Here is a 22,572-nt window from a genome sequence, read left to right on the forward strand (position 1 = left end):
GACGTGCCGTGTGGTTCGACTGCGCGAAGGTGTCCACGTTCGTGGAGCGCGAAATCTGCGGCAATCCGGCGTTGTCGCGTCAGCGCGACCGCGCGAAGTGCCGCAGCAACGGTGGCCTCGGCGGGCTCGAACTCGATCACTGAGCGCCGGTGCGACGCGCAAGCCGATGTCGACACCGGCGGCACGCCGCGGCGCGCTGAGCGTCTACCACCCGATCCGGTGCTTCTCCTCCGTCTCGCGATGCCGCCAGTCGTCGTCCGCGTGCAGATACTGGCTCGTCGTCGTGAGCGACGCGTGGCCGAGGTTGTCGCGCACGAGCCGCAGGTCGACGCGACCGTCGGCCATGTGCGAGCCCGCGCTGTGGCGCAACCAGTGCGCGGACGCCTGTTCGAGCACGTGCGCCTGTTCGTCGCCGGCCGCGCCGTTCGCGCGCAGCCGGTCGGCCGCGTGCCGGAACACCTGCTTCACGATCCGGTGCAGCGCCGCGCGCGTGAGCGGCCTGCGTGCCTGGCCGACCGGCAGCACGAGCGGCGTGGGCTCGCGGTCGGACGGCAGCGCGGGCAGGCCGTGTGCGCGCCGGTAGCGCGACAGTTCGGCCATCATCTCGTCGGTGGCCGGCACGAGCCGCTGCCGGCCGCCTTTGCCCGTCACGTCGAGCCACCAGCGGTCGTGTCCGTTCGCATCGCGCCGGCTGAAGAACTGGCCCATCGTCGTGTCGGCCGCCTCGGTGATGCGCAGCCCGCCGAGATACAGCAGCGTGAACAGCCAGCGCGCGCGATCCGCATGGAAGCACGCACGCGCGTCGTCGCGCGGCATCGCCGCGATGGCGTCCTTGACCGACTGCCACAGCGGTTGCCCGAGATGGCGCGTGACGCGCGGTGCGGGCCGGCGCTGCCGCTGCCGCGACAACGCGAGCGGATTGCCGGCCAGATAGCCGGCCTGCACGAGCCACGAGAACATCACGTTCAGGATCACCAGCGCCTGCCGCTGGCTGGCCACCGACAGCGGCCCGTAGAACGGCCGCCAGCGCGGATCGTCGCGCGGATGCTTGCGGCCGCCGTTCGCGCACCACAGGTCGGCCGGCGCGGGCGCGAGCAGGAACTGCCGGTAGACGACGAGATCCTCGTGCGTGAGCGACGACAGCGGCTTGCCGCATGCGATCACGGCCCACAGCAGCAGGCGCTCGGCTTCCTTGCGGTAGTTCTGGAACGTGGTCGGCGTATCGACGAAGCGCGCGAGCCATGCGCGCACGGCGTCGAGATCGTTGGTCGCGGCGATCTGCGGATGCGCGCTGCCCGAGCGGTTGGTGCCCGCGCGTCCGTCGAGCGAGGCCGGCACGGTCAGCGCATCGATCGGCAGCGGGCGCAGCGCGGTGTCGGACGGAACGGGTGAGGTCATGCGAAGCGGGGCGCGCAGCGCGACAAAGCGTATCGGGAAGCGGCGATGGTACACGATCGTCACGCGGCGTACGCCGGCGCTTCGACGTTGAAACGGGACCAGGGTCCGTTGACGCTGGTTGTCGATCCTTACTAAATACGTGTATTCTCCCTACAAATTCATAAATTCAAATCCGAGACACAGTCAGGGTTCCGGCGCCGGAATGGCAATGAGAGAACTCGTTTCGTAATTGACGCACGCTACCCATAACCTTAAAAAAAGGACGGTTCCCGTGACACCAATTAGAAACGCAGCAACCATTTGCACCGTCGTAGGTGCGCTCCTGGCAACCGCGGCACTTGCCGATACCGCGTCGGCACAGACGCCCGCGGGGGCTTCCTCCGTTACTCCGCTCGCTGTCGGGCTCGTTTCGAGCGGCGTAGCTGAAGCGCAGGCAATCGAGGCGATCCGCGAAGGCGATATCCTGACGATCAAGCTGCGGTTCAAGCCGCTTGTCGCAAACAAGGTGGAAGTGCTCTATAGCTCGATCAGCAAGAGCGACTACGAGAACGGCATCTACGTGCTCGCAGGCAACAAGAAGCACTTGCTGCTGACCGACAGCAACAATCAGCCGCTGGCCAGTCCCCGCGTCGTTCTTAGCACATCGAAGGATTCGCCGAGCGCGGGCACATGGTACGGAAGATTCCCTGCCCCGCCGAAGAACGTCACCAAGGTGTCGTTGGCGATTCCGGGTGTGGAGGCGCTCGACGGCATCAAGATTACCGATCGCTGACCATGGCCGGAGCGATCACATCGATTCTGGCGCTGATCCTGTCGGCGACCACCGTCGGCAGCGCCTTCGCGCAAGCACCGCCGGCGCATCGCGAGATTCGGGATCTCAAGGCGACCGTGCTGGACGTGAAGGGCTTCTCGTCCGACCTGAACAGCACCGTATCGGATCTGTCGGCCAAGGCATCGGGGCTCGCGGCACGGCACGACGGCCTGTCCGTGCGCGAGGACAAGGCAACGGTGCGGGTGGCGATGCTGGGCGACATCCTGTTCGACTTCGACAAGGCCAGCATCCGGCCGTCTGCCGAGCCGACACTCGACGACATTTTGCGGCTCGCCGCGTCCGTTCCATCCGGGACGATCGTGATCGAGGGGCATACCGATTCGAAAGGATCTGCCGCATATAACAAGACGCTGTCTTTCCGTCGTGCGAATGCCGTGGCCGACTGGCTCACGTCGCACGGCATGAAGAAGGCGCGTCTGTCGGTCAAGGGGCTGGGGGATAGCCGGCCGGTCGCGTCCAATACGCTCAAGAATGGTGCGGACAATCCGGACGGCCGTGCGCTGAACCGCCGTGTCGAGTTTGTGTTGCCGAACGACGCGAAACGCGCGAAGTAGTCGTGCAAGGCGAGCCCGATGCCGAAGCGTGTCCTGTATCGCGACACGTCCAAAGGTATCGGGCGTGATGCGCACGCAACGAACGCATCACCCCAGCGACAGCACGCTGTTCAGCAGCGTGCGCACCAGCGTTGCCTGCCGCGTGACGCCGGTCTTCGAAAAGATCGCGCGCAGGTGCGAGCGCGCGGTGTTCTTGCTGATCGCGAGTTCGTCGGCCGCTTCCTCGAGCGTTTGCCCGTTGACGAGCGCGAGCGCCAGCGCGGTTTCCGCTGGCGTGAGGTCGAACAGCTTGCGCACGATGTCGTGCGACGCCTGCGACTTGCGTTCGGCATCGCGGATGAACACCGCGCACGCCGGCCGGCGCGGATTGTCCTCCGACCATTCGCTGAGCGGGACCGCGCGGATCAGCACGCCGAGCCGCGGCTTGCCGGACGGGCGCGGCACCGCGATCGCCTGCACGACCGATGGCACGCCGCCCGCGCGTTCCGCGAGCACCTGGCGGATCAGCTTCTGCAGCTTGCGGTCCTCCAGCGGATACGACGCTTCGAGCGTGCCGCCGCGCACGCGCAGGCCGTCGCATTCGGCGAAGATCTCATCCGCGACGGAATTGGTCTTCATGATCGTGCCGCGCTCGTCGAGAATCGCGGTGCCGACAAGCATGCGGTCGATCGTGCTCGCATACAGCGTGCGCTCGGATTCGACCATCCCGAACTTCGCGTGCAGCCGCACCGCGCGCTTCAGGTGCGGCAGCAGCGCGTTGCAGACGGCCTTGTCGGTCGCCGAGAACGCATCGCCGCGATGCGAACGGCACACGCGGAAACGGCACTCGATGCCGTCGTGCGTGCGCAGGTCGGCACCCATCAGATAGCCGACGTCGAGCGGTTTCAGGAATTCCGCATACATCGCGCTGTTGCGCCAGACGCCGACGCCGAGCAGCTCGTCGACGGTGACGACGCGATCGGTCGGCAGGTTTACGAACGGATCGAGCGCGTAGTAGTAGTTGTTGTACGACGCGACACCCGGCAGCGGCGCACTGTGGTCGGACGCATTGATCATCAGCCCCGCATGGCCGCTGGCGGGCCAGCGCAGGATCATCGTCGCGTAGTTGGCGTGCAGGTGCGCGCGAATCTGCTCCAGCGCGCCGCCCCACGGCACGTCTTCCAGCGGGCCTTCGTAGATCTTCGTAAGCAGCGCGTCGAACTGCTCGAGCGTCAGTTTCGATTGGGCAAGGTGCGGCGGAAGGACCGCGGGCGCCGTGGTCATTGGGGTTGTCTCCTGTTGCGGCCGGCGGGTCGCAAGGCGCCCGGCGTGCACGTGCGGACCGCCGGCGGCGAGGCGCGCGGCTGAACCGGAACACGGTAACGTGTCGGCGTGCGTGCCACATCGCCCGAATGAGGGTGGCGGATCGCCTTCTGTAAGCTATTTGTGAACTTTCTCGCCGTACCGGTCGTCTAACTGGCCCTCCAACGCTCCCAGAGGCACCCCAGATGATTCGCCAATCCAGAACGCTGCTCGGCGCGGCCATCATTGCCGGCAGCGCGCTCCTCGCCGGATGCCAGGCCGACGCGGCCGCCACGGCGCCGAACGCAGCGCGCCCGGCCGAGGGCCGGCCGATGACCAGGACCGTCTATGTCGCGCCGCAATCCGCGCGCTGCACGGGCGTCGCGCCGATGGAATGCCTGCAGGTGCGCAGCAGCCCCAGCGAGCCGTGGAGCCTGTGGTACGCGGGCATCGAGGGTTTCGCGTACCAGCCCGGTTATCTGTATACGCTCGAAGTCGACGAATACCACGTCGCGCAGCCGCCGGCCGACGGTTCGTCGATCCGCTGGGTGCTCAAGCGTGTCGTCGAGCGCCGCCAGGCGAACTGACGGCCGCGCTTACGCGGTCGGCCGCGACGCCACCGCACGCGGCGGCGCAGCCGCATCGATCCGCCGGAACACGACGGACGACATCAGCGTGACCGCGCCCATGCACGCGAACGACAGCATGAAACCGTGCGCCATCGAGCCCTGATAGGCGGCGAACACGTTGACGAGGCCGCCGCCGATCGACACGCCGAGCCCCATCGCCAGCATCTGCATCATCGTGAACAGGCTGTTGCCGCTGCCGGCGTCGGCATGCGACAGCCCCTTGAGCGTCACGCCGTTCATCGCGGCGAACTGCATCGAGTTCGCGGTGCCGAACACGATCAGCAGCACGATCTCCAGCACCGGCGCGGGTCGCACCGACACCAGCGCGAACCCCGCGATCGCGCAACCGACGATCGCCGTATTCACGACGAGAAACGCCGCATAGCCGAAGCGCTTCACGAGCGGCGCGATCCAGCGTTTCGCGATCACGCCCGCGATCGCGGCCGGCAGCATCATCAGCCCCGATTGCAGCGGCGTATAGCCGAGCTGCACCTGCATCAGCAGCGGCAGCATGAACGGCACCGAACTTGTGCCGATCCGGCACAGCAGGTTGCCGAGCAGCCCCGAACCGAAGTTGGGCTCGCGGAACAGCCCGAGCCGGAACAGCGGCTGCGCGCGCCGCCGCGCATGCGGCAGGTACGCGAGCGCGCTCGCCAGCCCGAGCGCGGCGAGCCCGGCCGCCCAGGCGGCGCGATGCGCGGGCATCGGCGGGTCGATCGCGAGCGACAGCGCGATCATCGCGACCGACAGCAGCGCACAGCCGACGAAGTCGAACGGCGGCGGCTGCGTCGCCTGGTCGTGCGGCAGGTAGCGCTGCACGGCGACGAAGCCGACCACGCCGACCGGCACGTTGACGATGAACACCCAGTGCCAGGAAATCGCCTGCGTGAGCCAGCCGCCGAGCGTCGGCCCGACGATCGGGCCGAGTTGGCCGGCGATCGACACGAATGCGATCGCGGCCACGTACTGTTCGCCCGGCACGCGGCGCAGCACGGCGAGCCGCCCGATCGGCAGCAGCATCGAGCCGCCGATACCCTGCACGGCGCGCGCGACGACGAGCTGGCCGAGCGTATGCGACGCCGCGCAGCCGATCGACGCGAGCACGAACACGAGGATCGCGACCGAGAACACGCGGCGCGTGCCGAACCGGTCGGCGAGCCAGCCGGACGCCGGCGTGAGCATCGCCATCGTCAGCGTATAGACGACCACGACGGGTTGCATCGCGAGCGGCGACGCGTGCAGGCTTTGCGCGATCGAAGGCAGCGCGGTGTTGACGATCGTCGTGTCGAGCGACTGCATGAAGAACGCAGCGGCGACGATCCAGAGCAGCGCGGAGTGTGTGGGTTCCCGGGACATGACGAAATACGTGGTGCGACAGCCGGACCGGCACCTGCCGGTCTTCAAGCGCTCGATGGTACCGATTCCGGTGGTCATCGGGAAGCTGCCTCAAGACGTTGACTGCCATCGGTATTGCCGATGACAATGCGCCATGCTCAATCCCGTCTGGCTCAAGACGTTCGCGACCGTCACGAACTGCCGCAGCTTCACCGAAGCGGGGCGGCAGCTCGGGCTCAACCAGTCGAGCGTCAGCGAACACATCCGTCGTCTCGAGGAGAGCGTCGGCCGGCGGCTGTTCGTCCGCGACACGCATTCGATCGCGATGACGGCCGACGGCGAGGCGCTGCTCGTGCATGCCAACGTGATCCTGCAGGCGCTGAACCGCGCGGAATCGCAGTTCCGCAAGCCGCGGCTGCAAGGCCGCGTGCGGCTCGGCGCGCCCGACGACCTCGCGCTCGTCGCGTTGCCGGACGTGCTGGCCGGGTTCCGCGCCGCGCACCCCGACGTCGCGCTGGAGATCACGACCGGCATGACGAGCCAGCTTTACGAACTGCTGGATGCGGGCGCGCTCGACCTGATGATCGGCAAGCGGCGGCTCGGCGAGCGGCGCGGCACGCCGCTGCTGCGCGCGCGGCTCGAATGGGTTGCGCGACCCGGCACGGTCGTCGACCTGGAACGGCCGCTACCGCTGGTGCTGGTCGCGGAGCCGAGCGTCACGCGCGCGGTGGTGCTGAACGCGCTTGCGGAGAAGGGGATCGGCTGGGAAGTCGTGTGTTCGAGCAGCAGCCAGCCAGGTTGCATCGCGGCCGCCCGCGCGGGGCTCGGCCTCACCGCGACGTCGCACTACCTGTCCACGCGCGGGCTCGCGCCGCTCGTCAACGGCGCTGCGCTGCCTGCGCTGCCGGATATCGAATTCATCGCGCTGGCCGCGAAGCGGCTCAGCCAGCCGGCCGGCACGCTGCTCGAACTGCTGGAAACCAGCGACCTGCGCGCATCGGGCACGGACGCGTAGCGCACGCGATACGCGTGATGCGCCCGCATCCGGCGCCCGCGCCGCGCATCGTCATGCAGACCGCTTCTGCGAAATCACGAGCAGCGCGCCGTTCTTGTCCTCCAGCACCGCGCGGTATTCGTGCGGCCCGGCCTGCACGGGCACGCGCACCGACGCGCCGGCCTTCACGACCCGCGCCATCGCCGCATACAGGTCGTCGTCCTCGTCGATGCGCAGCGTGAGCGCCGCGCGCTCGACGATCTGCTCGTCGCCCGCGACCAGCGCGATCGTCAGTGGGCCGCCGTCGAGCGCGCAATAACGGTCGCCATCGCGGAATTTCACGTTCAGGCCCAGTCCGTCGACGAACAGCGGCAACGCCGTGTCGATGTTGTCGACCGGATACAGCAGCATCGATACCTTCATCCCGGCTCTTCCTTGTCTTGATGTGGGCGGCGTGCAACGCGCCGCCGTTCGATGCTAGCGCGCCGTTCGCGCCGTCACGCAGTCCGATCGGATGACCGTGAAACCCCTCTGTCCCCGTGTGCGTGCCGTTACTCCAAACAGACGATGCCCGCGCCCGCCCGCGCGCCGACACTCCCATTCGTGGACCGTCGCTATTCGTCCGTATCGTGCGGGCGGGCCGCACGACCCCGACTCGTCCAACATACATGGAGACGCACGCAATGAAGTTTTCCCTTATCTATGAAGCCCAGACCACCGACGCGACGCGCGAGGGCGACCACCGGGTGTTCAAGGAGACGGTCGAACAGGCGCTGCTCGCCGAGCAGGTCGGCTTCGACACGATCTGGTGTGTGGAGCACACGTCGCTGACCAACTATGCGCACATGAGCGCGCCGGAAACCTTCCTTGCGTACCTGGCCGGCCGCACGACGCGCATCGGCCTCGGCCACGGCGTCGTGTGCCTGCCGCCGGCGATGAACCACCCGATCAAGGTCGCCGAGCGCGTCGCGCTGCTCGACATCCTGTCGGGCGGCCGCGTGCATTTCGGCGTCGGCAAGGGCGGCAGCCAGCAGGAAGCGGGCGCGTTCGGCTACGACCTCAACGAACTGCAGCCGATGATCGACGAATCGATGTACCTCGTACCGAAGATGTTCGTGCAGGACGAGATCGAGCACGACGGCACGTACATCAAGATCCCGAAGCGCCCGATCCACCCGAAGCCGTTCCAGGATCCGCACCCGCCGATGTACCTCGCGTGCACGAACACCGACGCGCTGCTGCGCGCCGGCCAGCGCGGGATGGGCGCGCTGGTGCTCGGCTTCGGCGGCCCGGACGAAGTCGCGAAGAAGAACGCGGTGTACCGCGAAGCGTGGGCGAACCGCAAGCCGGAAGACCAGGTCGGCTTCCGTCCGACCCAGCACCTCGCGGCGCTGTGCCCGACGGTCGTGATGGCCGACGGCCAGGCCGCCCGCAAGATCGGCATCCGCGGCCAGCGCTATTTCATGGAATCGCTCGCGTACTGGTACACGGGCGGCGAGCGTCCGGATCCGGCGAAGTGGGGCGACGATCTCGTGCAGGCCGACACGGGCGAGATGGTGATCCGCTCGCGCTTCGCGTCGGAGGAAGTCGTCGTGAACTTCGCCGATCCGGCGCTCGCGATGATGAACCCGAACCACGCGTACGGCACGGTGGACGACTGCATCGGCTATGTCGGCCGCCTGCAGGAAGCCGGCGTCGACGAAGTGCTGTTCCTGTGCCAGATGGGCACGGTGCCGCATGAAGCGCAGATGGAGACGATCCGCAACATCGGCGAGCACGTGATCCCGTTCTTCAACAAGGAGCAGGAGCGCGCCTGCGCGTAATGCGGGCCGGGCCGCGCCCGTCGTCCCTTCGGACGATGCGGCGCGGCCGTGCGACGCCGACCATCGGCAGCAGGACCCATCGCTCGCGGCGCGCGCCGCGACGAACCACTTTGAGAGAGACGGGAGCAGGCGCCGCCGCGCGCGCTCCGTTCCACAGGAGACATTCGTGCATCGCGACAACGATTCGAACGCACTGGCCGCCACGCTGATCGCCCGGGCCGAGGCGCTTGCGCAGACGCTCGCCGGCCGCGCCGCGCAGGCGGAAGCGCAGGGCCGCATCCCGGCCGAGACGATCGCCGACATGCAGGCCGCCGGCTTCTTCAAGGTGCTGCAGCCGAAGCGCTACGGCGGCTACGAGCTCGATCCGCAGGCCTTCTTCGACATCCAGATGGCGCTCGCGCGCGGCTGCATGTCGACCGCGTGGGTGTACGGCGTCGTCGGCGTGCACAACTGGCAGCTCGCGCTGTTCGACGAACGTGCGCAGCAGGACGTGTGGGGCAACGACCCGGCGACCCTGATCGCGTCGACCTACATGCCGGTCGGCCGCGTGACGCCGGTCGACGGCGGCTTCCGCCTGTCGGGCCACTGGAAATTCTCGAGCGGCAGCGAACTGTGCGAATGGGTGTTCCTCGGCGCGCTGGTGCCGCCGGCCGAAGCCGGCCAGCCGCCCGAATACCGGACCTTCCTGCTGCCGAAATCCGACTACCGGATCCAGCAGGACTGGGACGTGCTCGGCCTGCGCGCGACGGGCAGCCACGACATCGTCGTCGATGACGTGTTCGTGCCGGCGTACCGCACGCACAAGGCGATCGACGGGATGATGGGCACGAGTCCCGGCCTCGCCGTGAACGATGCGCCGCTGTTCAAGCTGCCGTTCGCGCAGATCTTCGTGCGCGCGGTGTGCACGTCGTGCATCGGCGCGCTGCAGGGCGCGCTCGACGATTTCACCGGCTATGCGACGACGCGGGTGTCCGCGAACAGCGGCGCGAAGACGACCGACGATCCGGGCGCGCAGAACGCATGCGCGAACGCGGCCGTCGCGATCGACGAGATGAAGGTGCTGCTCAAGCGCAATTTCGCGGAACTGATGGCGTCGGTCACCGGCGGCCCGGCCGTGTCGATCGAGCGCCGCGTGCATTTCCGCTACCAGTCCGCGCAGGTCGCCGAGCGCTGCGCGCAGGCCGCGAACGCGCTGCTGCGCTACGCGGGCGGCAACGGCATCTATCACCGCAATCCGCTGGTGCGCCGTTTCCTCGACCTGCACGCGGCCCGCGCGCACTACGCGAACAACGTGGACCGTTTCGGCCAGAACCTCGGCGCCGTGATGCTCGGCCGCGAGAACACCGACTTCTTCATCTGACGAGGCCGCGATGAACGACCCGCAAGCGCAGCAATACGTGTTCGACGTGGTGGTCGTGGGTTCGGGCGCGGGCGCGCTGCTCGCCGCGTGCCGCGCGGCCGACCGCGGCCTGTCCGTCGTCGTGATCGAGAAGACGGCGCTATACGGCGGTACGTCGGCCGTGTCGGGCGGCGGCATCTGGGTGCCGTGCAACCACCATATCGCGGAGCTGGGCGCGACCGATTCGCGCGAGGCCGCGCGCCGCTATATCGACGTGTGCGTGGCCGGTGCGTCGACGCCCGACAAGATCGACGCGTATCTCGACCGCGCACCGGAGATGCTGCGCTACCTGGAATCGAAGACGCCCGTGCGTTACCAGTCGCTGCCGAAGTACGCGGACTATTTCCAGAAAGTGCCGGGCGCGATGCCGGGCTATCGCGCGCTCGATCCGCTGCCGTTCGACGGCGGGCTGCTCGGCGACGAATTCGACCGGCTGCGGCCACCGTCGCCCGGCACGCTGATCGGCGGACGCGTCGCGGTGACGTCGAAGGAAGCGCATACGCTGTTCTCGCGCGGGCCCGGCTTCATGAAGCTCGCGATCGCGCAGTTCGGCCGCTACTGGCTCGACATCGGGATGCGCCGCCGCACGCGGCGCGACCGGCGCCTGACGCTCGGCAACGCGCTGATCGGCGGGCTGCGCCGCGCGCTGCTCGACCGCAACGTGCCCGTGTGGCTCGACACGCCGATGCGCGACCTGCTCGAGGCGGACGGCCGCGTGACGGGCGTGCGCGCGCAGCGCTTCGGGCAGCCCGTGACGATCGCCGCACGGTGCGGCGTGATCCTCGGCGCGGGCGGCTTCGAGCGCAACCAGCCGATGCGCGAGCGCTACCTGCCGCAGCCGACACAGGCGCAGTGGAGCGCGACGCCGCCGTCCAACACCGGCGACGCGATCGCCGAAGGCCACCGGCTCGGCGGCGCGCTCGCGCTGATGGAGCACGTGTGGGGCGCGCCGACGGTTAGTGTGGCGGGCGAGGAGAAGCAGCGCGCGCTGTTCGTCGAACGCAACCTGCCGGGCTGCGTGATCGTCAACCGTCTCGGCAAGCGTTTCGTCAACGAGGCCGCGCCGTATTCCGAATTCGTGCCGGCGATGTACCGCGACCATGCGCGCACCGGCGCGAGCGTGCCCGCGTGGATGGTGTTCGACGCGCGCTTTCGCCGCAAGTATCCGTGCGGGCCGATCATGCCGGCGTCGATGATGCCCGATTCGCGGATTCCGGCAGCGTTTCGCGACGTGCTCGTGAAGGCCGACACGATCGACGCGCTCGCCGCGCGGATCGGCGTCGACGCGGCCGGCCTGCGCGACACGCTGCGCGACATGGCGCGCTACGCGGTCACCGGCATCGACGAAGCGTTCGGCAAGGGCGACAACGCGTTCGATACGTACTACGGCGATCCGCAGAACACGCCGAACCCGTGCCTCGGGCCGGTCGACCAGGCGCCGTTCTACGCGGTGCGGATCGACGCGGGCGACATCGGCACGAAGGGCGGGCTCGTCACCGACGCGCTGGCCCGCGTGCTGCGCGCCGACGGCGAGCCGATCGACGGCCTCTACGCGATCGGCAACACCAGCGCATCGATGATGGGCGCGAGCTACCCCGGCGCGGGCTCGACGCTCGGTCCGGCGATGACCTTCGGGTATATCGCCGCCGACCACCTGGCCGCGCAGGCGGCCGACGCCGGCGACCGGCCAGCCCGGCCATCCACGACTGAACTTGACGGAGTCCGACCATGAGCGATCTCACCACCCATCCGCTGCGCACCGACATGCTGCTCGCGATGCGCCGCCTCGCGCGCTCCGTCACGGTCATCAGCAGCGCGCACGACGGCCGGCGCTACTCGATGTCCGCGACCGCGGTCGATTCGCTGTCGACCGATCCGCCTTCGCTGCTGATCTGCATCAACCGCACATCGTCGCTGTATCCGCCGCTCGATGCGGGCGCGCCGTTCTGCGTGAACGTGCTGTCGGCGCGCCACGAAGGCATCGCTATCGACTGCAGCGGCCGCCTGAAGGGCGAAGCGCGCTTCACGACCGGCGACTGGCATACGTCGCCGCACGGCGTGCCGTATCTGCGCGACTCGCAGGCGAGCCTCGTGTGCGAGCAGGACGGCCGCTTCGAATACGGCACGCATACGGTGTTCATCGGGCGTATCCACGAGGTGCTGATGAGCGGCGATGTCGATCCGCTCGTCTATCTCGACGGCGCCTATACGACGCCCGGCGCGCCCGTGAGCCGCGTGGCCGCGTGACGGCCGCACGGGTTTTCCAGCATCCGCAAGAGACGATTCATGACACGCAGACTGAACGGCAACACCGCGAACGTTGACGATGCCCGGCCCGGTGCCGGCGCGTCGGCCGCGCGCGAGTTCGTGCGCACGCTCGGCGGTGCGGCAGCGCATGTGCTGAACGCGTTCGCGTGCGTCGCGCCGGCGCTTGCGTCGAACGCAGCGCTGGTCGTCGCCGGCCGTGAAGCCGGCCGCGGCGAGGGTGCCCGGCACATCGCCGGCACAGCGTGAGGAACCGGCCATGAGCGATTCGCGCTTCCACCGGCTGACCGTTGCGGAAGTGATTTTCGAAAGCGACGACGCGTTCTCGTTCGTGTTCGACGTGCCCGCCGCGTTGCGTGACGCATTCGCGTACCGGCCCGGGCAGTTCCTGACGCTGAACGTACCGTGCGCGGACGCGACCGTCGCGCGCTGCTATTCGCTGTCGAGCGCCCCCGGCATCGACGCCGCACCGAAGATCACCGTCAAGCGCGTGCGCGACGGCCGCGCGTCGAACTGGCTGTGCGACCGCGTGCAGGCAGGCGACGCGCTCGACGTGCTGCCGCCGGCAGGCGTGTTTACGCCGCGCACGCTCGACGGCGACCTGCTGCTGTTCGCGGGCGGCAGCGGCATCACGCCCGTGCTGTCGATCCTGAAATCGGCGCTCGTGCACGGGCGCGGAATGCTGACGCTGATCTATGCGAACCGCGACGAGCGCTCGGTGATTTTTCGCGACGAGCTGCAGCAGCTCGCGCAGCGCCATCCGGGCCGCATGCGCGTGATCCACTGGCTCGACAGCGTGCAGGGCATACCGCACCAGCGCCATCTCGAGGAGCTCGCGCGGCCGTTCAGCCAGCAGGAGACATTCATCTGCGGGCCTGCGCTGTTCATGGAGAACGCGCTGGCCGCGATGCTCGGCCTCGGGCTGCCGCGTGCGCGCGTGCATGTCGAGCGGTTCGCGTCGCTGCCCGATGCACCGGCGCAGGCCGATGCTTCGGCGTCAGCCGCGGCAACGGCGGCGCCCGGCGACGGCGCGGCGATCGAGACGGTGCTCGACGGCGACGCGTTCGCGTTCGACAGCGCGCCCGGCGAAACGCTGCTCGACGCGATGCTGCGCGCGGGCGTGCCCGCACCGAATTCCTGCCGGATGGGGCAATGCGGCGCGTGCATGTGCCGGATCGAACGCGGCGAGGTCGCGCTCGACAGCAACCATGTGCTCGACGACGACGAGATCGCGGCCGGCTGGACGCTCGCCTGTTGCGCGCGGCCCGCGAGCGATGCGCTGCGCGTGGTGTTTCCCGATTGAGCCGTGCCGCGCCGCCGGCGCGCACGGCAACCCTGATGCCTATACGACGATGGACAATGAAATCCTGACCACGCCCGCGCTGATCGCGCGGGCTGCTGCGCGCCACGGCGCGCATCCGGCGATCGAGTCGGAGCATGGCCGGCTGACCTACGCGGAACTCGACGCGGCGCGTCTCGACGCGGCCCGCGCGCTGCTGGCAAGCGGCATCGATGCCGGCGACCGCATCGCGGTCTGGGCGCCGAACCTGCCGCAATGGATCGTCGCGGCGCTTGCGATCCACACCGTCGGCGCGATCCTCGTGCCGGTCAATACACGGATGAAGGGGATGGAGGTCGGCGGCATCCTGCACGACGGCGGCGCGCGGCTGCTGTTCTGCTCCGGCACGTTCCTCGGCGAATCCTATCCGGCGATGCTCGCGCCGCACCGGCCCGCGACGCTCGAGCGCGTCGTCGTGTTCGACGGCGAACCGCCGCCCGGCGCGCGCGACGAGACCTGGAACGCGTTCCTCGCGCGCGGCGCGGCGGTGCCGCTGTCCGCGGTGCGCGAGCGCGAGGCGCGGGTGACGCCCGACACCGTGATGGACCTGATGTTCACGTCCGGCACGACGGGCCGCCCGAAGGGCGTGATGACCGCGCACGGCCAGAACCTGCGCGCCGCGCAGGCGTGGGCGACGATCGCGGGCGTGCGCCACGACGACCGCTACCTGATCGTCAATCCGTTCTTCCATACGTTCGGCTACAAGGCCGGCTGGCTTGCCGCGCTGTCGAGCGGCGCGACCGTGCTGCCGCAGCTCGTGTTCCAGCCGGCCGACGTGCTGCGGCGTGTCGCCGACGAGTGCGTGTCGGTGCTGCCCGGCCCGCCGACGCTGTACTACGCGCTGCTCGACGCGCCCGATCGCGCGACGCGCGACCTGTCGTCGCTGCGGATCGCGGTGACGGGCGCGGCGGCGATCGCGCCGAGCCTGATCGAGCGGATGCGCGCGGAGCTCGGCTTCGAGACGGTGCTGACCGGCTACGGGCTGACCGAATCGTGCGGCTTCGCGACGCTGTGCCGGCACGGCGACGATGCCGAGACCGTCGCCTATACGTCGGGCCGGCCGATGCCGGATGTCGAGCTGCGCATCGCGGGGCCGGGCGGCGAGCCGCTCGGGCCGGACGAGACCGGCGAGATCTGGGTGCGCGGCTACAACGTGATGCGCGGCTACTTCAACCAGCCGGACGCGACGCGCGATACCGTCGATGCGGAGGGCTGGTTGCATACGGGCGATCTCGGCTGCGTCGATGAAAACGGCAACCTGAAGATCACCGATCGCATCAAGGACATGTTCATCGTCGGCGGCTTCAACTGCTATCCGGCGGAGATCGAGCGGCTGCTTGCGGCGCATCCTGCGATCGCGCAGGTCGCGCTGGTCGGCGTGCCCGATACGCGGCTGGGCGAGGTCGGGCACGCGTATGTCGTGCTGCGTCCGGGCGCGCATGCCGACGCCGATGAACTGAACGACTGGGCGCGCCGCAACATGGCGAACTACAAGGTGCCGCGGCATTTCACGTTCGTCGAGCAACTGCCGACGAGCGCGGCGGGGAAGGTGCTGAAGTACCGGCTGCGCGCGGGGACCGAGGCGGCGGCTTGATTGCCGCCGCGACACACGAACAGGATGGATGCATGAACGACAACGGATTTCCGCAGGGCGCGGTGCTGGTGTTCGGCGGCAGCGGCGGGATCGGGCAGGGCGTCGCGCTCGAGTTTGCGCGTGCCGGCGTGCCGGTCGCGGTGGGCTACCGCAGCAAAGCCGACGTGGCCGGGCGGGTCGCGCGCGACATTCGTGTCGAAGGCGTCGCGGCCACCACGCACTGCGTGGACGTGACCGATCCCGCGCAGGTCGACGCCGCGCTCGCGGCCGCGATCGACGCGCATGGCCGCGTGCACACGGTCGTCTGGGCGGCCGGGCCGTTCGTGAACCAGCGCCATATCGGCGACATGACGCACGACGACTGGCGCCGTGCGATCGAGGTCGAGACGATCGGGTTCTTCGTGGCGGCGAAAGCCGCGCTGCCGCATTTCCGCGCATCGGGCGGCGGGTCGTTCGTGACGCTCGGCTCGGCCGGACACCTGCGCTGGCCCGATCGCGACGGGCTGTCGGTCGCGCCGAAGGCGGCGAACGAGGCGCTGGTCAAGGGGCTCGCGCGCGAAGAGGGGCGTTACAACATTCGCGCGAATTCGATCCTGGTCGGCGTGATCGAGGCCGGGATGTTTCCGGTGCTGCTCGAACAGGGGCAGTTCGACCAGGCGTGGATCGACGAGACGCAGAAGATGCTCGCGCTCAAGCGCTGGGGGAAGGCGCACGACGTGGGGCGGGCGGCGGTGTTTCTGGCGTCGGACCGCGCTGACTACGTGACGGGGCAGCAGTTGAATGTTTCCGGCGGGTACGGGTTGTAGCGGGTGTGAAGAAGCCCGCTTGGACGAGCGGGCTTCGGAGTCGCTTGAGGCGCTATCAGTTGTCTTGGGCAGTGACATCACCCGTTTGTGCAATCTTTGTCAGTATGCGCTTTTGGTATGCGTACCACGATGTCAGGCATTCCTTGTCGCGACAATTTTTCTCTCGGAAATTCCACTGTTTGCGTGTCCGCTCAACAAACGCGGTTTTGTCGATGACGGCATCTTTCGCTTGTTGGTATGTCGCGGCGAGATCCCGGTCGGCGGCTGCAAGATCCGCATCGTGACAGATCAGAAATTCAGGAATGGACTTGGCTTTAGCACAGTCGAAGCTCGTTTGTTGCAAAGGGGAAGCCATCGCATCGCTTGCGGGTTGGTTGGCAATCGGTTGAGCGACAGGTAAGTTCGATTGTGTCGAGGGCGGGATGTTCACTGACGGCTGCGATTGATTCAGCGCTGCCGTGCGTTGACCATAGGGAGTCAGTTGCCCGGACATCGCGTCTTCGATCATCGCGCCGATTAGTGAATTAGGTACAACCCGGATTGTTTCGGTTTTTAGAATCGAGTCGCCGGCCATGGTTTGAGACTTGGCAAAATTGCACGGAGCCTGGCAAGTGATGCGATTTGAAATATTCGGATTGTCCTCGTCGACCAATAGCAGAATATAGCTACCATCCCTCAAGCCAACGTAGCGCATCATGACAAGCGCCTTCGTTGCCTTTCCTGCTCTCACGTCGTCTTCACTGAGCGCTGGCTCGTAACCATACGTGCCATCCTGGCTCATCGCGTAACTGTGTGAAGGGGGCGGGGGCGCAGTAACTACCGGCGGTGGCGGTTGTTGTGGCGTGGTGGTATCGCTGGACGCACTGGAGCTCGTCGCCGATGATTGAGTACCGTTGTCGGATTGTTTTGAATTACAACCCGCCATCACGGCTGCAGCCAATAAAAGAAGTGCGATGCGATTCACAATTCCCCCGCTAGTCGATTGGTCTTATTAATTGCCGATGGCTAGCCCGGATTATTAGAGACGCGCTGCCCCACCAGTGATTTTCTGGTGGCCGGGTCGATTGCCAAATCGGCTTGCTCTTGGTCGACGGATTGTACCAAGACGTCTGGCTCGGGTGTCGTTATAGCAAGCCAATAAATCAGCATATCGTGAATGTGTTCACTTCACGGACAGGCGCGTCGGTATGCACGATATTGACGGTGGGGCGCGTTGTGGAACATGAAATTGTCATTCACCTTCTTCCGACCGCCACGCAGTGCGGAGTACCGATCAGCTCGCTGCCGTCGTTTCGACTCGTGTATTGATCCTTTAACGGACGAGATGCTTGCGTCCGCATCGGTATTCACCCTGCGTCGCCATGCGCGATCGCGCGTCCGCATCGCTTGCCCCCGGTGCGAGGTCACATCTTTGCAACGCTTCTTCGATGCATTCCGCCGCACGCGATTGACGGCAGTGACGACTCGCGTGCGCTGACGGCCGTCCGGCCTTGTTCAGCACGCATTGCGGCATCGACGCGCGATACGGCAAATCCCGTGTTCCGGCATGGCCGCCGAATATCGATACGTTCCTGAAACATTTCCCCCGATTTCGCCCTGCGTGACCGCCCGTGTCCGGCGGTGACGCTTGTCCCGCTTTGGTTTGCGCCGCATGGCACGCGCTTTGCGATTGACCCGGTGCCGCTGGTGCAAACGAAATTGGCCAGAACGATGAGCGCATCGGCGGCATGCAACGACATCGAAACAAACGGGGAATCGGATCGGGTCGCGGGTGCCGCCTGTTGCAGCGTCCGCGCCGCGCATGTCGTATCGGCCATGCGCACGGGGCAGCGCGTTCCCGGTCCGTCGAACAGCAAGCGTGCTTGCAAGGTGTCGTGCCGGGGTTCGCACCACGCGTGGCGACGGAGGCCACATGCGGCGGGGCGGTGCGCCCGGCACATGTCGGGGGAGGCGCCCGTGAAAACGACAGTGAACCAATGGGCTGCGGTTGCGGTGATGTTCGCCGCGAGCGCGCACGCGCAGGAGATCTACCTGCAGGGCGGCACGCAGGGCGTCGGCATCGGTGCCGCCGTGAGCTTCAATTCGATGCTGGGTGCGCACGCGGATTTCAATGCGATCGATCTTTCGCATGACTTCACGGTGGCCGGCAATCGCTATCAGGACGACCTGAAGCTGCGCCAGGGCGGCTTGTACGCGGACATCTTTCCGTGGCGAGGCAGCGGATTCCGGGCGACGATCGGGCTGCGCTTCAACGACGACGAACTCCGCGGCGTATCGGTGCCGACCAACGGCACCTATGTATTCGGCGGCAAGCGCTTTCCGGCGATGCCGGGGATGTACGCGGTGGCGGACGCGCGCTATCCGACCGTGATGCCGTATGTCGGGATCGGCTACGGGCACCGCCCGGCGTCGAAAGGGCTGGGATTCGTCGCTGACATCGGCGTCGCGTACGGGATACCGAAATGTTCGTACACGCTGTCGCCGGAACTGGCGGCCGCGGCCGGACCGGCGAAGAGCCAGGTTCTGGTGGCCAGCGGGCTGGACGAATTGCGGCAGGTGATGTCGCGCTATCGGTGGTACCCGGTTTTGCAGATCGGGATTTCGTATCGGTTCTGACGGATGCGCTGTCGTTGTGCGCGCCGCACATCAGCGAATAGCCGGTCAGCCGACTTTTCCGTCGTTCCGATCCGGCTTACCTTGCGGACAGCAGTTCGACGTGTCGGGCGAGCGGCGGAAGCCGGATGGATTCATGCCGGCCGTTGCCGTTCGCCGACGCCAACCACACCGTCTTCTGTCCATTCATGACGATGATAGCAATGCTTGCATTTCACGCTCATGGCGCTATCATTGATAGCAATCTGGATGGAGGGACCTATGGCAAATCTACTGGTGCGTAACGTGGATGACAGTATCGTTCAGAGCCTGCGCGAGCAGGCTGCGGCAAACGGCAGGAGTGCCGAGGCCGAACATCGGGCCATTCTGGCCGATGCGCTCGGCCGGCCGAAGCGAAGGACATTTGCGCAAGTGCTGATGAGCATGCCCGATGTTGGCGAAGACACGGATTTCCAACGTGTTCAGGATTCCGGCGAGGTCAGGCGTGTTTTTGATTGATACGAACGTCATCAGCGAAATCAGGAAGGGCAAGCGAACCAACCGCGGCGTGCGGGCGTTCTTCAGGCAGGCAGAGGCCGACGCAAGCCCGCTTTATCTGTCCGTCGTGACGGTGGCAGAACTTCGGCGCGGCGTCGATCTGATCCGTCATCGCGGCGATCACCCGCAGGCATCGGCGCTCGAAGCATGGATGGCGACGATCCTGTCCGGCTATGCGCCGAACATCCTGCCGGTCGATATCGAGATCAGCCAGATGTGGGGGCATTTGCGCGTGCCCGATCCGGCGAACGAACTCGACAAACTGATCGCGGCCACCGCGCTGATCAACGATCTCACGGTCGTCACGCGCAACGTCGACGATTTCGCTCGCACCGGCGCCCGGCTTCTGAACCCGTTCGATTGATTCGGGTTGCCGCACCGCGGCAACCTGCTCCCGCTTCCCGTCTTTCCCGGCACACGTAGCCCGTTCCGCCGGGCTTCCGTGCTTCCCCGCGCCGTCACGATTCCCCGCCGCCTCTCGTCCCAACAGACGATGTAACACCACCCCCGACCGGCCAGAATCCTTTCACGAACAACGGATTCTGAACCAGGAGGAGGCCGACATGATCGATGTCCGTGCGCTTGGCTATCTCGTCGTCGAGGCGACGCGCGTCGATGCGTGGCGCCGCTACGCGGAAGACGTGCTGGGCATGCAGGCGCTCGACGCGCCCGACGGCGCGTTGTACCTGAAGATGGACGAGCGCGATTTCCGTTACGTGATCGTCCCCGGTGCGACCGACCGCTATTTCGCGTCGGGCTGGGAACTGCCCGACGGCGCCGCGTTCGACGCCGCGCTTGCGGCGCTGCAACGCGCAGGCGTCGAGCCGGTACGTGCAAGCCGCGACGAAGCCGGGCTGCGTCGCGTGCAGGCGATGGCGTGGTGCACCGACCCGTCCGGCAACCGCCACGAGCTGTATTGGGGCGCGCGCTGCGATTTCCGCCGCTTCGTGTCGCCGCTCGGCGTGCCGCGCTTTGTCACGGGCGACATGGGCCTCGGCCACGCGGTGCTGCCCGCGCCGCAGTTCGATGCCACCGACGCGTTCGTGCGCGACGTGCTCGGCTTCGAGCTGTCCGACATCTTCCGCGTGAAGTTCACGCCCGATCCGGCCGAACCCGAGAAGCGCATCCATTTCATGCACTGCCGCAACGCGCGCCATCACAGCCTCGCGCTGTTCGAGATGGCCGTGCCGTCGGGCTGCGTGCACGTGATGGCCGAAGTCGACTCGATGGACGAGGTCGGCCGCGCGCTGGATCGCGTGGCCGCGCACGACGTGAAGATGTCCGCGACGCTCGGCCGGCACTGCAACGACCAGATGATCTCGTTCTACATGAAGACCCCCGGCGGCTTCGATCTCGAATACGGCTTCGGCGGCCTCACGGTCGACTGGTCGAAGCATGCGGTGTTCGAGGCCACCAAGGTGAGCCAGTGGGGCCACGATTTCAGCATCGGATACCGGTAAGCAAGCAACGATGACGATGAAACCTCTCGATAAAACGATGTCCGCGCGCGACGTGGTCGCGCAACTCGCCGACGGCATGACGATCGGCGTCGGCGGATGGGGGCCGCGGCGCAAGCCGATGGCGCTGGTGCGCGAGATCGCGCGCTCGAACCTGAAGGACCTGACGGTCGTTGCGTATGGCGGCGCCGATGTCGGCCTGCTGTGCGCGGCGGGCAAGGTGCGCAAGGTGGTGTTCGGCTTCGTGTCGCTCGACGTGATTCCGCTCGAACCGCATTTCCGCCGGGCGCGCGAGCAGGGTCGCATCGACGTGCTCGAACTCGACGAAGGGATGCTGCAGCTCGGCCTGCGCGCGGCCGCCGCGCGCCTGCCGTTCCTGCCGACGCGCGCCGGGCTCGGCACCGCGCTGCTCGATCACGCGCCGGAACTGCGCACGGTGCGCTCGCCGTACGACGACGGCGAGACGCTGCTGGCGATGCCGGCGATCGAGCTCGACGTCGCGCTGCTGCACGTGAACGCGGCCGACCGGATGGGCAACACACGCATCGACGGCCCCGATCCGTTCTTCGACGCCTGGATGGCGCGCGCCGCGCAGCGCTGCTACGTGTCGGCGGAAACGGTCGACGCGTCACTCGCGAGCGAAGACCTCGACGCCGCGCGACGCAACCCGTTCGAGCGTTCGCTCGTCACCGGCGTCGTGCACGTGCCGGGCGGTGCGCATCCGACGTCGTGCGGGCCAGCCTACGGCTGGGACCTGCCGCACCTGCGCGCGTATTGCGCAAGCGCGGAAGACGACGCGAAGACGGCGGCGTACCTGCGCGACGTGGTCGGCCAGGACGAACGCCAGTATCTAGAAAGCGTCGGCGGCCTGTCGCATGTGTCGACGCTGCCGTTGCCGATTCTGTAAAGGAGCGCCTGTGAGCGAATCTCTCGACCATTCCCTCGCGGAACTGATGATCGTCGCGTCCGCGCGACTCTGGCGCGACGACGGCGAAGTGCTGGCGACCGGCATCGGCACGGGCCCGCGGCTCGCGGCCGGCCTCGCGCGGCTCGCGTACAACAACGGGCTGATGCTGACCGACGGCGAAGCGTATCTCGTCGAGGAGCCGGTGCCGCTCGGCCCGCGTCCCGACGGCTATCGCGTGAAGGCGAGCGGCTGGATGACCTACGAACGCGTGTTCGACTGTCTGTGGCACGGCCGCCGCCACGCGCTCGTGATGCCGACGCAGATCGACCGCTTCGGTCAGGCCAACATCTCGTGGCTCGGCGACGACTACGCGCGCCCGAAAACTCAACTGCTTGGCGCGCGCGGCTTCCCCGGCAACTCGACGAACCACGCGAACTCGTTCTTCGTCAGCGGCCACGGCAAGCGCACGTTCGTTGCCGGCGAGGTCGACATGGTGTGCACGGTCGGCTACAACCCGGCGCGCCGGCTGCCCGGGATGAAGACCTTCGTCGACCTGCGCAGCATCGTCACCGACCTGTGCGTGATGGATTTCGGCGGGCCCGACCACGCGATCCGCGTGCGCTCGCTGCATCCCGGCGTGAGCTTCGACGAGGTGCAGGACGCGACGGGCTTCCCGCTGATCGCGCATCCGGAACTCGGCACGACGGCCGCGCCGAATGCGGAAGACTTGCGCATCGTGCGCGCGCTCGATCCGCACAACCTGCGCGCGACGATCGTGCGCAACAATCCGGCGCCGCGCCGGGGATGAG

24 protein-coding genes are annotated in these 22,572 nt (G+C 67.5%); 19 read left to right on the forward strand and 5 right to left on the reverse strand.

Features of this window, described 5'->3' with window-relative positions; genetic code table 11:
* Positions 1-8 precede the first annotated feature (8 nt).
* The gene (locus CUJ89_RS38880) at positions 9-143 is read left to right on the forward strand and encodes a hypothetical protein (RefSeq protein WP_265341774.1); all 135 of its coding nucleotides are present in this window, start codon (positions 9-11) and stop codon (positions 141-143) included.
* Between the two features lie 61 nt (positions 144-204).
* Here CUJ89_RS38880 and CUJ89_RS23180 read toward each other — a convergent pair whose 3' ends face one another.
* On the reverse strand, positions 205-1,398 hold the full coding sequence (locus tag CUJ89_RS23180) for a tyrosine-type recombinase/integrase (protein ID WP_114181521.1): 1,194 nt from the start codon (positions 1,396-1,398) through the stop codon (positions 205-207).
* Positions 1,399-1,669: 271 nt separating this feature from the next.
* Between CUJ89_RS23180 and CUJ89_RS23185 the strand changes: the two genes are divergently transcribed.
* Both CUJ89_RS23185 and CUJ89_RS23190 read left to right on the forward strand, forming a co-directional pair.
* Entirely contained in the window at positions 1,670-2,170 is a 501-nt protein-coding gene (locus tag CUJ89_RS23185; protein WP_236655062.1) for a hypothetical protein, read from the forward strand.
* Between the two features lie 2 nt (positions 2,171-2,172).
* Complete coding sequence (locus CUJ89_RS23190) at positions 2,173-2,784, forward strand: OmpA family protein (RefSeq protein WP_114179747.1); 612 nt, start codon at positions 2,173-2,175, stop codon at positions 2,782-2,784.
* 87 nt (positions 2,785-2,871) lie between these two features.
* Here the strand turns inward: CUJ89_RS23190 and CUJ89_RS23195 are convergent, their stop codons facing one another.
* On the reverse strand, positions 2,872-4,047 hold the full coding sequence (locus CUJ89_RS23195) for a helix-turn-helix transcriptional regulator (protein WP_114179748.1): 1,176 nt from the start codon (positions 4,045-4,047) through the stop codon (positions 2,872-2,874).
* A 224-nt stretch (positions 4,048-4,271) separates the two neighbouring features.
* Here CUJ89_RS23195 and CUJ89_RS23200 point away from each other — a divergent pair, with 224 nt between their 5' ends.
* Positions 4,272-4,652, forward strand: a complete 381-nt coding sequence (locus tag CUJ89_RS23200) for a DUF4377 domain-containing protein (protein WP_114179749.1) — start codon at positions 4,272-4,274, stop codon at positions 4,650-4,652.
* 9 nt (positions 4,653-4,661) lie between these two features.
* On the opposite strand, the gene mdtD is transcribed toward CUJ89_RS23200, so the two are convergent.
* The gene (gene mdtD, locus CUJ89_RS23205) at positions 4,662-6,050 is read right to left on the reverse strand and encodes a multidrug transporter subunit MdtD (protein WP_114179750.1); all 1,389 of its coding nucleotides are present in this window, start codon (positions 6,048-6,050) and stop codon (positions 4,662-4,664) included.
* A 133-nt stretch (positions 6,051-6,183) separates the two neighbouring features.
* Between mdtD and CUJ89_RS23210 the strand changes: the two genes are divergently transcribed.
* Entirely contained in the window at positions 6,184-7,044 is an 861-nt protein-coding gene (locus tag CUJ89_RS23210) for a LysR family transcriptional regulator (protein ID WP_114179751.1), read from the forward strand.
* 51 nt (positions 7,045-7,095) lie between these two features.
* On the opposite strand, the gene CUJ89_RS23215 is transcribed toward CUJ89_RS23210, so the two are convergent.
* Positions 7,096-7,446 (reverse strand): VOC family protein, encoded by a 351-nt coding sequence (locus CUJ89_RS23215; protein WP_114179752.1) that lies wholly within the window; start codon positions 7,444-7,446, stop codon positions 7,096-7,098.
* A 260-nt stretch (positions 7,447-7,706) separates the two neighbouring features.
* Between CUJ89_RS23215 and CUJ89_RS23220 the strand changes: the two genes are divergently transcribed.
* The 8 genes from CUJ89_RS23220 (at position 7,707) to CUJ89_RS23255 (ending at position 16,249) form a co-directional block, all read left to right on the forward strand.
* Positions 7,707-8,846, forward strand: coding sequence for an LLM class flavin-dependent oxidoreductase (locus CUJ89_RS23220; protein ID WP_114179753.1), 1,140 nt, complete (start codon positions 7,707-7,709; stop codon positions 8,844-8,846).
* A gap of 166 nt (positions 8,847-9,012) precedes the next feature.
* Complete coding sequence (locus CUJ89_RS23225; RefSeq protein ID WP_114179754.1) at positions 9,013-10,206, forward strand: acyl-CoA dehydrogenase family protein; 1,194 nt, start codon at positions 9,013-9,015, stop codon at positions 10,204-10,206.
* A 10-nt stretch (positions 10,207-10,216) separates the two neighbouring features.
* Positions 10,217-11,977 (forward strand): FAD-dependent oxidoreductase, encoded by a 1,761-nt coding sequence (locus tag CUJ89_RS23230; protein ID WP_114179755.1) that lies wholly within the window; start codon positions 10,217-10,219, stop codon positions 11,975-11,977.
* The gene (locus CUJ89_RS23235) at positions 11,974-12,492 is read left to right on the forward strand and encodes a flavin reductase family protein (protein ID WP_114179756.1); all 519 of its coding nucleotides are present in this window, start codon (positions 11,974-11,976) and stop codon (positions 12,490-12,492) included. The genes CUJ89_RS23230 and CUJ89_RS23235 overlap by 4 nt, the downstream gene beginning before the upstream one ends.
* Positions 12,493-12,531: 39 nt before the next feature.
* Positions 12,532-12,759, forward strand: coding sequence for a hypothetical protein (locus CUJ89_RS23240; protein ID WP_114179757.1), 228 nt, complete (start codon positions 12,532-12,534; stop codon positions 12,757-12,759).
* Between the two features lie 10 nt (positions 12,760-12,769).
* The gene (locus CUJ89_RS23245) at positions 12,770-13,813 is read left to right on the forward strand and encodes a ferredoxin--NADP reductase (protein ID WP_114179758.1); all 1,044 of its coding nucleotides are present in this window, start codon (positions 12,770-12,772) and stop codon (positions 13,811-13,813) included.
* A 49-nt stretch (positions 13,814-13,862) separates the two neighbouring features.
* Complete coding sequence (locus CUJ89_RS23250; protein WP_114181523.1) at positions 13,863-15,443, forward strand: FadD3 family acyl-CoA ligase; 1,581 nt, start codon at positions 13,863-13,865, stop codon at positions 15,441-15,443.
* A gap of 32 nt (positions 15,444-15,475) precedes the next feature.
* Positions 15,476-16,249: an SDR family NAD(P)-dependent oxidoreductase gene (locus tag CUJ89_RS23255; protein WP_114179759.1), complete on the forward strand. Its 774-nt coding sequence runs from the start codon at positions 15,476-15,478 to the stop codon at positions 16,247-16,249.
* A gap of 55 nt (positions 16,250-16,304) precedes the next feature.
* Here CUJ89_RS23255 and CUJ89_RS23260 read toward each other — a convergent pair whose 3' ends face one another.
* Positions 16,305-17,030, reverse strand: coding sequence for a hypothetical protein (locus CUJ89_RS23260; RefSeq protein ID WP_201752404.1), 726 nt, complete (start codon positions 17,028-17,030; stop codon positions 16,305-16,307).
* 1,175 nt (positions 17,031-18,205) lie between these two features.
* Between CUJ89_RS23260 and CUJ89_RS23265 the strand changes: the two genes are divergently transcribed.
* The 6 genes from CUJ89_RS23265 to CUJ89_RS23290 all read left to right on the forward strand — a co-directional run bounded on the left by CUJ89_RS23265 (position 18,206) and on the right by CUJ89_RS23290 (position 22,571).
* Positions 18,206-18,865, forward strand: coding sequence for a hypothetical protein (locus CUJ89_RS23265; RefSeq protein ID WP_236655063.1), 660 nt, complete (start codon positions 18,206-18,208; stop codon positions 18,863-18,865).
* A gap of 258 nt (positions 18,866-19,123) precedes the next feature.
* Entirely contained in the window at positions 19,124-19,360 is a 237-nt protein-coding gene (locus CUJ89_RS23270; RefSeq protein ID WP_114181524.1) for a FitA-like ribbon-helix-helix domain-containing protein, read from the forward strand.
* Positions 19,347-19,763 carry a type II toxin-antitoxin system VapC family toxin gene (locus CUJ89_RS23275; protein WP_236655064.1) on the forward strand — a complete coding sequence of 139 codons (417 nt, stop codon included), beginning with the start codon at positions 19,347-19,349 and terminating at the stop codon, positions 19,761-19,763. Before CUJ89_RS23270 ends, CUJ89_RS23275 begins: the two co-directional genes overlap by 14 nt.
* Positions 19,764-19,962: 199 nt before the next feature.
* Positions 19,963-20,859, forward strand: a complete 897-nt coding sequence (locus tag CUJ89_RS23280) for a VOC family protein (RefSeq protein ID WP_114179763.1) — start codon at positions 19,963-19,965, stop codon at positions 20,857-20,859.
* Positions 20,860-20,869: 10 nt separating this feature from the next.
* Positions 20,870-21,763 (forward strand): CoA transferase subunit A, encoded by an 894-nt coding sequence (locus tag CUJ89_RS23285; RefSeq protein WP_114179764.1) that lies wholly within the window; start codon positions 20,870-20,872, stop codon positions 21,761-21,763.
* A 10-nt stretch (positions 21,764-21,773) separates the two neighbouring features.
* Positions 21,774-22,571, forward strand: coding sequence for a CoA-transferase subunit beta (locus CUJ89_RS23290; RefSeq protein ID WP_114179765.1), 798 nt, complete (start codon positions 21,774-21,776; stop codon positions 22,569-22,571).
* The last annotated feature ends 1 nt before the right edge of the window (position 22,572 follow it).

The sequence above is a fragment of the Burkholderia pyrrocinia genome (genome assembly GCF_003330765.1).
GTDB classification, from domain to species: Bacteria; Pseudomonadota; Gammaproteobacteria; order Burkholderiales; family Burkholderiaceae; genus Burkholderia; species Burkholderia pyrrocinia_B.

Bases quoted from the DNA above. Each gene is read 5' to 3' on its own strand.
- CUJ89_RS23260 (WP_201752404.1), bottom strand. From the start codon at position 17,030: ATGAGCCAGGATGGCACGTATGGTTACGAGCCAGCGCTCAGTGAAGAC.
- CUJ89_RS23255 (WP_114179759.1), top strand. From the start codon at position 15,476: ATGAACGACAACGGATTTCCGCAGGGCGCGGTGCTGGTGTTCGGCGGC.
- CUJ89_RS23245 (WP_114179758.1), top strand. From the start codon at position 12,770: ATGAGCGATTCGCGCTTCCACCGGCTGACCGTTGCGGAAGTGATTTTC.
- CUJ89_RS23190 (WP_114179747.1), top strand. From the start codon at position 2,173: ATGGCCGGAGCGATCACATCGATTCTGGCGCTGATCCTGTCGGCGACC.
- CUJ89_RS23280 (WP_114179763.1), top strand. From the start codon at position 19,963: ATGATCGATGTCCGTGCGCTTGGCTATCTCGTCGTCGAGGCGACGCGC.
- CUJ89_RS23220 (WP_114179753.1), top strand. From the start codon at position 7,707: ATGAAGTTTTCCCTTATCTATGAAGCCCAGACCACCGACGCGACGCGC.
- CUJ89_RS23215 (WP_114179752.1), bottom strand. From the start codon at position 7,446: ATGAAGGTATCGATGCTGCTGTATCCGGTCGACAACATCGACACGGCG.
- CUJ89_RS23240 (WP_114179757.1), top strand. From the start codon at position 12,532: ATGACACGCAGACTGAACGGCAACACCGCGAACGTTGACGATGCCCGG.
- CUJ89_RS23250 (WP_114181523.1), top strand. From the start codon at position 13,863: ATGGACAATGAAATCCTGACCACGCCCGCGCTGATCGCGCGGGCTGCT.
- CUJ89_RS23210 (WP_114179751.1), top strand. From the start codon at position 6,184: ATGCTCAATCCCGTCTGGCTCAAGACGTTCGCGACCGTCACGAACTGC.
- CUJ89_RS23195 (WP_114179748.1), bottom strand. From the start codon at position 4,047: ATGACCACGGCGCCCGCGGTCCTTCCGCCGCACCTTGCCCAATCGAAA.
- CUJ89_RS23235 (WP_114179756.1), top strand. From the start codon at position 11,974: ATGAGCGATCTCACCACCCATCCGCTGCGCACCGACATGCTGCTCGCG.
- CUJ89_RS23200 (WP_114179749.1), top strand. From the start codon at position 4,272: ATGATTCGCCAATCCAGAACGCTGCTCGGCGCGGCCATCATTGCCGGC.
- CUJ89_RS23270 (WP_114181524.1), top strand. From the start codon at position 19,124: ATGGCAAATCTACTGGTGCGTAACGTGGATGACAGTATCGTTCAGAGC.
- CUJ89_RS23285 (WP_114179764.1), top strand. From the start codon at position 20,870: ATGACGATGAAACCTCTCGATAAAACGATGTCCGCGCGCGACGTGGTC.
- mdtD (WP_114179750.1), bottom strand. From the start codon at position 6,050: ATGTCCCGGGAACCCACACACTCCGCGCTGCTCTGGATCGTCGCCGCT.
- CUJ89_RS23180 (WP_114181521.1), bottom strand. From the start codon at position 1,398: ATGACCTCACCCGTTCCGTCCGACACCGCGCTGCGCCCGCTGCCGATC.
- CUJ89_RS23230 (WP_114179755.1), top strand. From the start codon at position 10,217: ATGAACGACCCGCAAGCGCAGCAATACGTGTTCGACGTGGTGGTCGTG.